Annotated in this window: 11 protein-coding genes; 7 read left to right on the forward strand and 4 right to left on the reverse strand. The window is 63.1% G+C overall.

The window, feature by feature from the left end; genetic code table 11:
• Positions 1-86: 86 nt before the first annotated feature.
• On the reverse strand, positions 87-1,061 hold the full coding sequence (locus AC0J5K_RS08565) for a glucokinase (protein ID WP_274565460.1): 975 nt from the start codon (positions 1,059-1,061) through the stop codon (positions 87-89).
• A gap of 54 nt (positions 1,062-1,115) precedes the next feature.
• Entirely contained in the window at positions 1,116-2,144 is a 1,029-nt protein-coding gene (locus AC0J5K_RS08570) for a LacI family DNA-binding transcriptional regulator (protein ID WP_274565459.1), read from the reverse strand.
• A 269-nt stretch (positions 2,145-2,413) separates the two neighbouring features.
• On the opposite strand from AC0J5K_RS08570, the gene AC0J5K_RS08575 reads away from it, so the two are divergent.
• From AC0J5K_RS08575 to tsf, 7 genes are all read left to right on the forward strand, one after another.
• On the forward strand, positions 2,414-3,769 hold the full coding sequence (locus tag AC0J5K_RS08575) for an ABC transporter substrate-binding protein (RefSeq protein ID WP_048531773.1): 1,356 nt from the start codon (positions 2,414-2,416) through the stop codon (positions 3,767-3,769).
• Between the two features lie 81 nt (positions 3,770-3,850).
• A complete protein-coding gene (locus AC0J5K_RS08580) occupies positions 3,851-4,849 on the forward strand; it encodes a carbohydrate ABC transporter permease (protein WP_274565458.1) in 999 nt (332 codons plus the stop codon).
• A 12-nt stretch (positions 4,850-4,861) separates the two neighbouring features.
• Positions 4,862-6,001 carry a carbohydrate ABC transporter permease gene (locus tag AC0J5K_RS08585; RefSeq protein WP_074835657.1) on the forward strand — a complete coding sequence of 380 codons (1,140 nt, stop codon included), beginning with the start codon at positions 4,862-4,864 and terminating at the stop codon, positions 5,999-6,001.
• Positions 6,001-7,656 carry a beta-galactosidase BglA gene (bglA, locus tag AC0J5K_RS08590; RefSeq protein WP_420398641.1) on the forward strand — a complete coding sequence of 552 codons (1,656 nt, stop codon included), beginning with the start codon at positions 6,001-6,003 and terminating at the stop codon, positions 7,654-7,656. Before AC0J5K_RS08585 ends, bglA begins: the two co-directional genes overlap by 1 nt.
• Before the next feature lie 21 nt (positions 7,657-7,677).
• Positions 7,678-8,766 carry an ABC transporter ATP-binding protein gene (locus AC0J5K_RS08595; protein ID WP_048531766.1) on the forward strand — a complete coding sequence of 363 codons (1,089 nt, stop codon included), beginning with the start codon at positions 7,678-7,680 and terminating at the stop codon, positions 8,764-8,766.
• A 253-nt stretch (positions 8,767-9,019) separates the two neighbouring features.
• Positions 9,020-9,883: a 30S ribosomal protein S2 gene (gene rpsB / locus AC0J5K_RS08600; RefSeq protein ID WP_048531764.1), complete on the forward strand. Its 864-nt coding sequence runs from the start codon at positions 9,020-9,022 to the stop codon at positions 9,881-9,883.
• 134 nt (positions 9,884-10,017) lie between these two features.
• The gene (tsf, locus tag AC0J5K_RS08605) at positions 10,018-10,893 is read left to right on the forward strand and encodes a translation elongation factor Ts (protein ID WP_074835652.1); all 876 of its coding nucleotides are present in this window, start codon (positions 10,018-10,020) and stop codon (positions 10,891-10,893) included.
• A gap of 385 nt (positions 10,894-11,278) precedes the next feature.
• Here tsf and AC0J5K_RS08610 read toward each other — a convergent pair whose 3' ends face one another.
• Together AC0J5K_RS08610 and ilvD are read right to left on the reverse strand one after the other, a co-directional pair.
• Positions 11,279-12,040 carry a LuxR family transcriptional regulator gene (locus tag AC0J5K_RS08610; RefSeq protein ID WP_048531760.1) on the reverse strand — a complete coding sequence of 254 codons (762 nt, stop codon included), beginning with the start codon at positions 12,038-12,040 and terminating at the stop codon, positions 11,279-11,281.
• A gap of 149 nt (positions 12,041-12,189) precedes the next feature.
• Complete coding sequence (gene ilvD, locus AC0J5K_RS08615; protein ID WP_048531759.1) at positions 12,190-14,025, reverse strand: dihydroxy-acid dehydratase; 1,836 nt, start codon at positions 14,023-14,025, stop codon at positions 12,190-12,192.
• Positions 14,026-14,159 lie beyond the last annotated feature (134 nt).

Genomic DNA, 14,159 nt, shown 5'->3' on the forward strand with positions numbered 1-14,159 from the left:
CCCGTGATCGCCTGCCGTCATCTCGAAGAGAAGCCGCCCGGCGGTCAAATGAAATCGCGCCATGGGGGCGGAATTGCCGCCGAATGTCAGGCCGGGGCCAGAGCCATGATCTCGGCCATATGCGAGGCGCAGCCCAGGAGCGCGGCCTCGTCATTCTCGATCAGCCAGACCGGAAACTGGTCCATGAACTCGGAAAACCGGCCCTTGTCGCGGAACGAGGCGCCAAAGCCCATCCTGTCAAAGTAGGGCGCCAGCGAGCGGCTGACCCCGCCAATGAAATAGATGCCGCCAAAAGGCAGTTGCGCCAGCGCCAGATCGCCCGCCACACGGCCGGTGAAACGAACGTAATATTCCGCCGCCTCAACCGCTTGGGCATCGCTGCCATCGGCCACGCCCGCCATGATCTCGGCCGGCGGTTTGGCACCGGGATCGCCGGCCTCGGCGCGACGCCAGCGATAGAGCGCCTGCAAGCCGCGCCCCGACAGCGCCTCTTCCACCGAGGCAAACTCGCCTTCGCTGCGCAGAAACTCCGCCAGCCCCAGCTCGTCGGGCCGGCGCAAGGCGAGGCTCATGTGCCCGGCCTCTGAGGGCGGGACAAGGGTGATGCCGCCGTGTTCGAAGACCATCGCGATGTTCATGCCGGTACCCAGCCCGATCACCAGCCGGGTGCTGCCCGCGCCCTGATCTTCATTGAGCAGCGGGCGCAGATCGTCGCCCCCCAGATGGCTGAGCGCATGGCCCTGGGCCTGAAGATCGTTGAGCACCGCCACCCGGCCGACGCCGGAGGCCTCGCGCACGCAGGCCTCGTCGATCACCCAGGAGAGGTTGGTCATCCGCAGCACACCGTCCATCACCGGGCCTGCCCCGGCGACGCAGGCGGCGACAGGGCGCGCACCGGTCTCGGCCAGATAGCTCTGAAACACCTCCGAGAGCGACCCGGCCTCGGCATTGCGGTAGCGCCGGATCGAACCGGGCTGCAACGTGGGCCCGGAGGCAAGCGCCACGCGGGTGTTCGTTCCACCGATGTCGGCAACGAGGGTGAGGTCGAGGGTCTGGGTCATAACGGTCTCTCTGGGCGCACCCGAGCGGTGCGCCGGGGAAATGGGATGGGGGTGTCAGATGCGGGCCGGGCCGCTGGTGGTGCCGACGACGAGTTCGAAGGGGATCATCTCGGAGGCGGGCGGCGCCCCGGGGGTGGAGATCTGCGACAGCAGGATCGCACCGACGCGGCGACCGGCCTCGCGCACCGAACTGCGCACGCCGGAGAACACCGGCGCCTCCGGGGTGCCGTTGCGCAGGTAGGACAGGTCGTCGTCGAAAGTGGCAACCGAGACATCGCGGCCGACGGTCAGCCCGGCCTGTTCGACCGCGCGGCGCACGCCAAGCGCGGTGATCAGCGACGAGACGGCGAAGGCGGTCGGCGGCTCGGACCGGGCCAGCATGCGGCTGGCTTCGTCGAAGCCGTAGCTCTCGGTCATGTCCCAGGACAGCATCAGCTCGGGATCGGCCTCGAGCCCGGCTTCGGTCAACGCATTCAGAAAACCGGTCCGCCGGCGATGGGCGAAATCCAGAGATTCGATCCCGTTGAACAGCGCGATGCGGCGGTGGCCCAGACCGGTCAGATGGCCGGTCAGCGCCTCGAAGGCCCTGACATTGGCCACGTCGACCCAGGAATATGGCGCCTCGATCGCGCTGGCGCGGCCATGCACCACGTAGGGCAGTTGCAATTCGTTGAGCAGGGCGATGCGGGTATCGTCCATGCTGGGGCTGTGCACCACGATGCCGTCGACGTTCCCCTTGATCTTGAGATCGCGGTAAAAGGATTCCTCGTCGCTGTCGGGCACCAGCGACAGCATCATGTCATAGCCAAGTTCGGAATAGACCTCGCCGGCGCCGGTGACGAAATCGCCGAAGATCGGGTTAACCATCTCCTGCTGGGTCGAGACCGGGATCACATGACCGATCGCCATGGCCCGTCCGGTGGCCAGCGAGCGCGCCCGGGTGTTCGGCTTGTAGTTGAAATCCAGCGCCGCCTGGCGCACCCGTTCGCGGGTTTTCTCGCTCACCTCCGGGTAGCCGTTCAGCGCCCGGCTGACCGTTGTTTGCGAGAGTCCCAATTGTTCGGATAGCTGCTTTAGGTTCATGACAGTCTTTGGCCTTTCAGGTGGCACCGGGCGATATTGTTTTACATGTACTGCGAGCCAAGGCAAACTTCCATTTGCACGGGGCCGACTTTCTGCGCCGCGGCGAAATCACTGGTTTTGTTAAATATTCTCCGATTGACTTTTAGCGTCCCTTAGGTCAAGGTTAGCGCTACCAAAGCGCTTTGGCAAGGCCGGAGGAGGCTCTTGCAATGGTAAGCCGCAAGGTGTTCGATGGAACGTGCGAACAAACGCACCGGGAGGAATAAAAAATGAAGTTTTCGCTTTATGCGAGTGTTGCCGCCTTTGCCATGACGGCATCGCTGGCGCAGGCCGAGGCCCATTTGCCCTTTGCCAAGGGCGAGGGGGATTTCAACTGGGAGAGCCTCGACGCCTTTGCCGCCGAGCACGATCTCAACGGTGAAGAGATCAGCATCTTCGGGCCCTGGCGCGGCGATGACCAGGGGTTGGTCGAGAGCATCATCGATTATTTCGAAGAGGCCACCGGCGCCGAGGTCAGCTATGCCTCGTCGGAATCCTACGAACAGCAGATCGTGATCGACACTGAGGCCGGATCGCCGCCCAATGTCGCCGTTCTGCCGCAGCCCGGCCTGATCCAGGACCTGGTGTCCAAGGGCTTTGTCGAGCCGCTGAGCGATGAAACCCAGGCCTGGCTGAAAGAGAATTACGCCGCCGGCGAAAGCTGGGTCTCGCTTGGCACCTTTACCGGGCCTGACGGCGAAGACCGGCTTTATGCCTTTCCCTACAAGATCGACCTGAAATCGCTGGTCTGGTATTCGCCCGACAACTTCGATGACGCGGGCTATGAAGTGCCCGAGACCATGGAAGAACTGAAGGCGCTGACCGAGCAGATCGTGGCCGACGGCGAAACCCCCTGGTGCATCGGACTGGGATCGGGTGGCGCCACCGGCTGGCCGGCGACCGACTGGGTCGAAGACCTGATGCTGCGCACGCAACCGCCCGAGACCTATGACAAATGGGTGTCGAACGAAATCAAGTTCGACGATCCGGCGGTGATCGGCGCGATCGAGGAATTCGGCTATTTCGCCCGCGATGACGCCAAGGTTGCCGGCGGAGCAGGGGCCGTGGCCTCGACCGACTTCCGTGACAGCCCCGATGGCATCTTTGCCTCGCCGCCGCAGTGCTACATGCACCGTCAGGCTTCGTTCATCCCGACCTTCTTTCCCGAAGGCATTCAGTTGGGCGTGGATGCCGATTTCTTCTATTTCCCGGCCTATGAGGAAAAGGACCTGGGCAAGCCGGTTCTGGGCGCGGGCACCCTGGCCTTCATCACCAAGGACAGCCCCGGCGCGCAGGCCTTCATCGAGTTTCTGAAGACCCCGATCGCGCATGAGCTGTGGATGGCGCAATCCGGTTTCCTGACGCCGCACACAGGTGTCGACACCGGGCTTTATGCCAATGACGTGCTCAAGAAGCAGGGCGACATCCTGCTCGATGCCACCACCTTCCGTTTCGACGGCTCCGATCTGATGCCCACGGGGGTTGGCGCCGGGTCGTTCTGGACCGGCATGGTGGATTACGCCGGCGGCACCTCGGCCGAGGATGTGGCCAAGTCCATCCAGGACAGCTGGAACGCGCTGAAATAGGCGACCCCGGTGCCCGGCCGGAGCGGCCGGGCACCCATTGAATTCGCGCAACCAAAGTCACGTCGGGAGAGGGAGGCGGAGATGCATCCAGCCATCATGGGGTTGATTACCATCGTTGTGGGTGTCGGGGGGTGTATCGGCTACTTCTATTTCTCGAACATGCTGCTCGACAAGGTGCTGTTTCCGCCCAGCGGCCCGAACGCGGGGCGCAACATCAACCGGGCCAACATGATCCGGCCCTGGCTGTTTCTGTTTCCGGCGCTCTTAGCGCTCGGCCTCTATCTCGCCTATCCGGTCTTTGCCACGCTCTGGCTGTCGCTGACCGACCGCGACCAGGGCGGCGCCTTCGTGGGCCTCGCGAACTACCGGCAGATGATGTCGGAAGACAAGTTCTGGGAGGCGATGCGCAACAACATGTTCTGGCTGGTGGTGGTGCCGGCGATGTCGACCGGGTTCGGCCTGTTGGCGGCGCAGCTCACCGACCGGATTTCCTGGGGCAATTTCGCCAAGTCGCTGATCTTCATGCCGATGGCGATCTCTTTTGTCGGCGCCTCGGTGATCTGGAAATTGATCTATGACACCCGTCCCGAAGGCACCGACCAGATCGGCGTGCTCAATGCGCTCTGGGTGTCGATGGGTGGCGCGCCGCAGCAATGGCTGACGATCATCCCGTGGAACAACTTTCTGCTGATGATCGTGCTGGTCTGGATTCAGACCGGCTTTGCCATGGTGATCCTGTCGGCGGCGCTGCGCGGCATCCCCGAGGAAACCATCGAGGCGGCGATCATCGATGGCGCCAGCCCGACGCAGATCTTCTTCAAGATCAAGGTGCCGCAGATCATGCCGACCATCGTGGTGGTCTGGACGACGATCACGCTGGTGGTGCTCAAGGTCTTTGACATCGTGCTCGCCATGACCAATGGCCAGTGGGAGACACAGGTGCTGGCCAATTACATGTACGACAAGCTGTTCCGCGCCTTCGACTGGGGTGTCGGCTCGGCCTCGGCGATGGTGATCATGCTGCTGGTGACACCGATCCTGGTCTGGAACGTGCGCAATGCGCGCCGCGAAATGCGCTGAGGGGGCCACGTCATGGACAATATCGCAGGACAGAAATCGACCCTGACATGGGCGGTGCATATCTCGGTGCTGGTGCTGGTACTGGCATGGGTGTTTCCGACGCTGGGGCTGTTCGTCAGCTCGTTCCGCACCTCGGATCAGATCTCCTCGTCGGGCTGGTGGGCCTCGCTCACCACCCAGGAGCGGCAATTGCCCGCCATCCGCCTGTCGGGAGACGAGTTCCGGGACGCCGATCTCTACGTGATCGAGGGCAACCTCTTTCCCGAGAGCGAAAGCACGGTCACCGCATGGGGCACCTCGTCGCGGGCACCGGAGGCCTTTGAGGCGGGCCATACCGCCGATCTCGGCGACGGCGAGACGCTGAGCCTGGACGAAACAGGCAATTTCCGTCTTTCCGGGCCGGAAAGCTGGGACGGCAAGCGCCTGCCGCGGGTCTTTACCACCGCCTCCTCGCCGCCGGAATTTACCCTGGGCAATTATGTCAACGTGCTGACTTCGGACACCGCCGGGGCAGGGATCGGCCGCTCCTTCATCAACACGCTGACCGTGGCGATCCCGGCGACGGTGATCCCGATCCTTGTCGCCGCCTTTGCCGCCTATGCCCTGGCCTGGATGGATTTTCCCGGCCGCTCGCTGCTGATCGCGGCGGTGGTGGGGCTGCTGGTTGTGCCCTTGCAGCTTGCGCTGATCCCGCTGTTGCAGCTGCACAACCAGATCGGCATCGGCAAGGGCTATCTCGGGGTCTGGCTGGCGCATACCGGCTTTGGCCTGCCTTTGGCGATCTACCTGCTCAGAAACTACATGGTCGGCCTGCCGCGCGACATCATCGAAAACGCGCGGGTCGATGGCGCCTCGGAGTTTCAGATCTTCGTCAAGATCATCCTGCCGCTCAGTTTTCCGGCGCTGGCCTCCTTCGCCATCTTCCAGTTTCTCTGGACCTGGAACGACCTGCTGGTGGCGCTGGTCTTCCTCGGCACCGATGACGAGACGCTGGTGCTGACCGGCCGGCTCGTCAATCTGATGGGCTCGCGCGGCGGGCAGTGGGAAATCCTCGCGACATCGGCCTTCGTCTCGATCGTGGTGCCGCTGATCGTCTTCTTCGCAATGCAGAAATACCTCGTACGCGGCCTCCTGGCCGGATCGGTGAAATAATGAACCAACATACGGACATCGCTATGAAACCCTCTCGGGAACAGGATCAGGACTGGTGGCGCGGCGGGGTGATCTACCAGATCTATCCGCGCTCGTACCAGGACAGCAACGGCGACGGCATCGGCGATCTCAACGGTATCACCCAGCGCCTGCCGCATATCGCCTCGCTGGGGGTGGATGGCATCTGGATCTCGCCGTTCTTTACCTCGCCGATGAAGGATTTCGGCTATGACGTCGCCGATTACTGCGATGTCGATCCGATGTTCGGCACGCTGGCGGATTTCGACACGCTGATCGAGACGGCGCATGCGCTGGGTCTCAAGGTGATGATCGATCAGGTGCTGTCGCATTCCTCCGACCAGCATGCCTGGTTTCAGGAAAGCCGCGCCAGCCGCGACAATCCCAAGGCCGACTGGTATGTCTGGGCCGATCCCAAGGATGACGGCACGCCGCCCAACAACTGGCTGTCGATCTTTGGCGGCTCGGGCTGGCAATGGGACACGCGGCGCGAGCAATATTACCTGCACAATTTCCTGACGACGCAGCCCGACCTGAATTTCCACTGCCCGGCGGTGCAGGATGCGCTGCTCGAAACGGTGCGCTTCTGGCTGGACCGCGGGGTCGACGGTTTCCGCCTGGATACGATCAATTTCTATATCCACGACAAGCAGTTGCGCGACAACCCGCCGCTGCCGAAAGAAATGCGCAATGCCTCGATCGCGCCGTCGGTGAACCCCTACAATTATCAGCTTCACATCCATTCCAAGAACCAGCCCGAGAACCTCGAATTCCTGCAACGGTTCCGCGCGCTTCTGAACGAATATCCCGGCACCACCTCGGTGGGCGAGGTCGGCGATGCGCAGCGCGGGCTCGAGATCATGGGCGAATACACCTCGGGCGGCGACAAGGCGCATATGTGTTACGCCTTCGATTTCCTTTCGGGCAAGGATCTGACAGCGCAGCGGGTGGTTGACGTGCTGACCGCCGTCGATGCGGCGGCGCCGGATGGCTGGCCCTGCTGGGCGTTTTCCAATCACGACGTTCCGCGCCATGTCAGCCGCTGGGGGCTGACGCCGCAGGCCGCCAAGGCCTATGCCACGCTGATTCACTGCCTGCGCGGCTCGGTCTGTCTGTATCAGGGCGAGGAGCTGGGTCTGCCCGAGGCCGAAGTTGCCTTCGAGGACTTGCAGGATCCGTATGGCATCGAGTTCTGGCCCGAATTCAAGGGCCGGGACGGCTGCCGCACCCCGATGGTCTGGGACGGGGCGAACCGGAACGGCGGCTTTTCCGAGGGCACGCCCTGGCTGCCGGTGAGTCGCGGGCATTTTCAGCTGTCGGTGGCGGCGCAGGAGGACGCGCCGGAGGCGCTGTTGCACCATTACCGCAAGGCGCTGTCCTTCCGCCACAGCCACAAGGCGCTGATGAAAGGCGCCCATGGCAAGCTGCGCGCCGAGGGGGAAGTGCTGAGTTTCGAACGCAGTCACGCGGACGAGACGGTATTCTGTGCCTTCAACCTGAGCGACACGCCGGCGGTGATCGACATGCCCGAGGGCGACTGGCGGCAGATCGGCGCCGAGCTTGGCGCGGCGGCGCCGCAGGCGGACGGCAAGCTGCACCTGGGGCCGTGGCAATCTGCCCTGGCGCTTCACCACTAACGCCCGAAAGGAAACCGACCGATGGCCAATCTCAAGTTGACCGATGTGGAAAAGACCTATGCGGGCGCCGTCAACGTGCTCAACCACATCGACCTCGATATTCAGACCGGCGAACTGGTTGTCTTTGTCGGACCGTCGGGCTGTGGCAAGTCCACGCTCTTGCGGATGATCGCCGGGCTGGAAAAGATCACCGGCGGCACGCTCGAGATCGACGGCCAGGTGGTCAATGACGTGCCGCCGAGCCAGCGCGGCATTGCCATGGTGTTCCAGTCCTATGCGCTTTATCCGCATATGACGGTGCGCGAGAACATGTCCTTTGCGCTCAGGATCGCCAAGAAGCCGCAGGCCGAGATCGACGCGGCGGTGGATCGCGCCGCCAAGCTGTTGCAGCTCGATGCCTATCTCGACCGGCTGCCCAAGGCGCTGTCGGGCGGCCAGCGGCAGCGGGTGGCGATTGGCCGCTCGATCGTGCGCGACCCCAAGGTCTATCTGTTCGACGAGCCGCTGTCGAACCTCGACGCCGCGCTGCGGGTGGCAACCCGGATCGAGATCGCCAAGCTCAAGGAGCAGATGCCCAATTCGACGATGATCTATGTCACCCACGATCAGGTGGAGGCGATGACGCTGGCCAGCCGGATCGTGGTGCTGGCCAACAAGGGCATTGCCCAGGTCGGCAGCCCGCTCGAGCTCTATGAACGGCCCAACAGCGAGTTCGTGGCGCAGTTTATCGGTTCGCCGGCCATGAACCTCCTGCCGGGGCAGGTGGTGGGCACCGGGGCGCAGACCCGGGTGCAGATGGCCGATGGCGGCATGGCGCTGTCGGATTACCCGACCCAGGAGGCCGACATGGGCATGATGGTCAATGTCGGTGTGCGGCCGGAGGATTTCGTCGAGACCGAGGACGCGGCGATCTTCGAGGGCAAGGTAGACATCATCGAGGCCCTGGGCGAGGTCACGCTGCTCTATTTCGAGAAGCAGGGCGCGGCCGATGCGGTGATCGGCAAGTTGCAGGGCATCCACACCGATGTGCGCGGCCAGGCGGTGCGGCTGACCGCCGATCCCGCCAAGGTGCATCTCTTTGCCAACGGGGTCTCGCTGCTCTATCGCTGAGCGCGGGGCCGGCGGGGCAGGGGGCGCTGCCCCCGGCCTGCGGCCTCCACCGAGGGTATTTCCGGCAAGAGGAAGCAGGCGCGGGGGCGTGCCGGGAAAAAGCGCTTGTGCCCGGAAGGCAACCCGTTTATACGCGCGCCACTAATCCGCAGGTGTGGGCGGGCCTTTCGGGGGAGACATCCCCGGGCGTCCACCGGTTGAAGCAAGAGCTTCTCACCCCGCACCGAGGCGTAAACCGGAAAGGAAAAGAAGCATGGCTCTTCCCGAGTTCTCCATGCGTCAGCTGCTTGAAGCTGGCGTTCACTTTGGCCACCAGACGCAACGCTGGAACCCCCGCATGGGCGAGTTCATCTATGGCGCGCGCAACGGCATCCACATCATGGACCTCACCCAGACCGTCCCGATGCTGGATCAGGCTCTGAACGTGATCCGCGAAACCGTCGCCAAGGGCGGCCGGGTTCTGTTTGTCGGCACCAAGCGCCAGGCGGCGCAACCGGTGGCGGACGCCGCCGAGCGCTGCGCGCAATATTACATGAACCACCGCTGGCTGGGCGGCACGCTCACCAACTGGAAAACCGTTTCGCAATCGATCAGCCGTCTGAAGAACATCGACGAGCAGATGGAAGGCGGCTTCGAAGGCCTCACCAAGAAAGAGCGCCTCGGCATGGAACGTGACCAGCAGAAGCTTCAGGCCTCGCTCGGCGGGATCCGCGAAATGGGCGGCGTGCCCGACCTGCTGTTTGTCATCGACGTCAAGAAAGAAGCGCTGGCCGTGGCCGAAGCCAACAAGCTGGGCATCCCGGTCGTGGCGATCGTCGACACCAACTGCTCGCCCGATGGCGTCGACTACATCATCCCCGGCAACGACGACGCGGCCCGGGCCATCGCGCTGTACTGCGACCTGGCCTCGCGCGCGGCGCTTGACGGCATGTCCGCCCAGCTCGGCGCCGCCGGTGTCGACATCGGCGCCATGGAAGAAGCCCCGGAAGAGGACGCCGTGACCGAGACCGCGGTCGGCGACGCCTCGACCGAGACCGCCAAGGACGACGCGATCGCCAAGGACGCGCCCTACGATCTCGACCAGCCGGAAGCCAAGACCGAGAAAGCCGACAGCTGAGCGTCACGCCAGCGTCACGCTTTTGAGACAGGAGGGGGCGGCCCGGGCTGCCCCCGGCCCCTAACTTTCCCGGCCGCTCCCGGCCCCGAACTTTCCGGGTTGCCCCCGGCCCAAATCTTTCAAGGAGAGCCAACATGGCGATTTCTGCCAAGCAGGTGAAAGAACTGCGCGAAATGACCGGCGCAGGCATGATGGACGCCAAGAAGGCGCTGACCGAGACCGACGGTGACATCGAAGCGGCGATCGACTGGCTGCGCACCAAGGGTTTGGCCAAGGCGGCCAAGAAATCCGGCCGTACCGCCGCCGAAGGCCTGGTGGCCGTGAATGTCGACGGTGGCACTGGTGTTGCCATCGAAGTGAACTCGGAAACCGACTTTGTCGGCAAGAACGCCGAATTCCAGGGCATGGTCTCCGATATCTCCAAGGCAGCGCTTGGCGCCTCGAGCCTGGATGAGCTGGCTGCTGCCGATCTGGGCGGCAAGACCGTGGCCGACACGATCACCGACAAGATCGCCACCATCGGCGAGAACATGTCGCTGCGCCGCATGGCGCGCCTCGAAGGCGCTTCGGTGGTGTCTTACGTGCACAATGCCGCCGCCCCCGGCATGGGCAAGATCGGTGTTCTGGTCGCGCTTTCGGGTGAGAACGACGCCTTTGGCAAGCAGGTCGCGATGCACATCGCGGCGGCCAACCCGGCGGCCCTGTCCGAAGCCGATCTCGACCCGGCCGTGGTCGAGAAAGAGCGCTCGGTGCAGATCGACATCGCCAAGGAATCGGGCAAGCCCGATGCCGTGATCGAAAAGATGATCGTCGGCCGGATGAAGAAATTCATGAGCGAAGTCACCCTGCTGGGCCAGGCCTTTGTCGTCGATCCCGACAAGACCGTTGCCGAAGCCGCCAAGGACGCAGGTGTCGAGATCACCGGCTATGTCCGTCTGGAAGTGGGCGAAGGCATCGAGAAGAAGGAAGAAGATTTCGCCGCCGAAGTGGCCAAGGCCGCTCAGGGCTGATCTTGTTCGGCCCCGCCGCGCGCGGGGCCACGCGCAGCATCGCTGCAAAAAAATGCGGAGCTGGCTGCGACGGCCAGCTCCGCTTTTTTACGGACCACCCCGGACTAATGGGGATGAGACGGTGTGGCCAGAGTGGCCGATTTGAGACGCGAAATTCGCCTCAAACCGACCTCCGGTTACCCGGGCAGAACAGCGGAGCCTAGAAATCACAAGGGGCGCTGTCCTGACGTTCCCTGGCTGAATTGCCACCACTCACGGAACGTCTTCAGAGTGCCCCATTTCCGCAGGGTAATGAAGTGGGGTTTTCCATACTAAGCGGAATCCGTCTCATTCAAATCGCTTTGGAACGTGAAAAAAACGTAAAGCGGTAAACGAGACCGACGGATCAGAGATCGAGAACGAACATCTGGTTCTGAAACGCGGCCTTGAGCACCGCCTGGGCCGTCGTCTCGACGTTAAGTGCCTCACGCGCAAGGCGAAGGTGTTTCTCTACCGTCGCGGCGGTGAGCCCCATCAACAGCGCGATGTCCTGGGTTGTCTTGCCATCACCAACCCATTCGAGCGCCTCGCGCTGGCGCGGGGTCAGCGGTTTGGGAAGGCCGATGAAGGGCAGGGTGAGAATCTTGAGATGGGCCACATTGTTCATCGTGATGATGTCGTCGCCATGTTCGGCCCAGATCGCATCGGCCTCGTCCTGGCTGATGCCGTTGCGCGCCGTCAGGGCAATCGCCCCTTTCGAACGCTGCGACACCGCCTTGAAGGAGATCGTGTAGCCGACGGTCACGCCCATCTTGCGATTGAACTCGACAACCGCCAGCTCGGCATCGCTCAGCGCGCCTTGCCGGGCGAGATCGTCCACCAGCCGCCAGCTCGAGACACCTTCGTGCCCCATGGCCCAACGGGTCATCGGTGCGTTCTTGTAGAGTTCGCCGCCCAGGAAGGCGTCGGTGTAGCTCGGATCGTGATTGGTCAGCAGAAGGAAATCGTTGGGATCGCCCAGCGAGGTCGCGGTGCGGTAATAGGTGAACCCGTAGAGCAGCCGGTCGAACCCGTAGTCCGCCATCTTGCGGCTGTGCATGTCCCACAGCGCTTCGATTGATGGCGCGTTGGTCAGATCCAACAGGTATCTGTTGCGGTTACGGCTCATTGGGCGGGCTCCTTCAGTGCCATCCGGAACTGGAAGCAGCGGGCCGGGCCGGACAGGCAACATAACAACTGTCTGATGAATTAGACAGCATCGGGCATTTCTGTCCAGAAAAATAGACGGGCAGGGGCCGGAGGCCGGCCCCGCCGTGATTAATCGACCATGCGCACCGCGCCGCGCGCGGCCGAGGTGGTCAGCGCCGCATAGGCCTTGAGCGCCGTCGAGATCTTGCGCTTGCGCGGCTGGGCTGGCTTCCAGCCTTCGGCCTCGCGGGTTTCGCGCCGCGCCGCCAGTTCGGCATCGTCGACCGCTAGGTGAATGGTGCGGTTCGGGATGTCGATCTCGATCTTGTCGCCCTGTTCGACCAGGCCGATGGTGCCGCCTTCGGCCGCTTCGGGCGAGACGTGGCCGATCGAAAGCCCCGAGGTGCCGCCGGAAAAGCGACCATCGGTCAGCAGGGCGCAATCCTTGCCCAGACCCTTGGATTTCAGATAGCTCGTCGGATAGAGCATTTCCTGCATGCCGGGGCCGCCGCGCGGGCCTTCATAGCGGATCACCACCACATCGCCGGCCTTGACCTTGCCGGTCAGGATGTCGCTGACCGCCTGGTCCTGGCTTTCGCAGACATAGGCGTTGCCGGTGAATTTCAGGATGCTGGCATCGACGCCGGCGGTTTTCACGATACAGCCGTCCTCGGCGATATTGCCGAACAGCACCGCAAGCCCGCCGTCCTGGCTGAAGGCATGTTCCTTCGATCGGATCACACCGCCTTGGCGGTCGGTGTCGAGATCCTTGAAGCGGTTCGACTGGCTGAAGGCCTGGGTCGTGCGCACGCCACCGGGCGCGGCCTTGAACAGCTGCTCGGCCTCGGGGTTGTTGGCGATCTTGATGTCCCAATGGCCAATCGCCTCGGCCATGGTCGAACTGTGCACGGTGCAGGTCTCGCCATGCAGGAGGTTCGCCCTGTAAAGCTCTCCGAGGATTGAGAAAATCCCGCCAGCGCGGTGCACGTCCTCCATGTGGACATTCTCGATATTGGGCGCCACCTTGCACAGGCACGGCACCTTGCGGCTCAGCCGGTCGATGTCCTGCATGGTAAAATCGACGCCGCCTTCATGGGCGATGGCCAGCAGGTGCAGCACCGTATTGGTCGATCCGCCCATGGCAATATCGAGGCTCATGGCGTTCTCAAACGCTTCGAACGTGGCAATCTCACGCGGGAGAAAGCCTTTTTCTTCAAGCTGATAGTGGCGCTTTGTGATCTCGACGATCTGGCGGCCGGCTTGCAGGAACAGGTTCTTTCGGTCGGCATGGGTGGCCAGGGTCGAGCCATTGCCCGGCAGCGCCAGGCCCAGCGCTTCGGCGAGGCAGTTCATCGAGTTGGCAGTGAACATGCCCGAGCAGCTGCCGCAAGTCGGGCAGGCGTTTTCCTCGATATGCTGGACCTGTTCGTCGGTCATCGTATCGCTGGCCGCGGCGACCATGGCATCGACAAGGTCGATCTTCTTCATGTCGAGTTCTTCGATGTCGATCTTGCCGGCTTCCATCGGACCGCCAGAGACAAAGATCGCCGGGATGTTGAGCCGCATCGCGGCCATCAGCATGCCGGGGGTGATCTTGTCGCAGTTCGAGATGCAGACCATGGCATCGGCGCAATGGGCGTTGACCATGTATTCGACGCTGTCGGCAATCACTTCGCGCGACGGCAGGCTGTAGAGCATGCCGTCGTGGCCCATGGCAATCCCGTCGTCGACGGCGATGGTGTTGAATTCCTTGGCAACGCCACCGGCGGCCTCGACCTCGCGGGCGACCATCTGGCCGAGGTCTTTGAGGTGCACGTGACCGGGCACGAACTGGGTAAAGGAGTTGACGATGGCGACGATCGGCTTGCCGAAATCATCGTCAGTCATGCCCGTTGCGCGCCAGAGCCCGCGCGCGCCGGCCATATTGCGTCCATGGGTCGAAGTTCTGGATCGGTAATGTGGCATATCGGCTTCCTTTTCCTTTGTGAACAGGAACAATATTCAGCCGGCAAAGGCAAGAGCGGCCTGGGCAAATCCCCGTGTTCGGTGGATGGATACTTGTCAAGTTTATACATAATACCGATTATACGAATATTGAC

The organism is Marinovum sp. E3 (assembly GCF_055755275.1).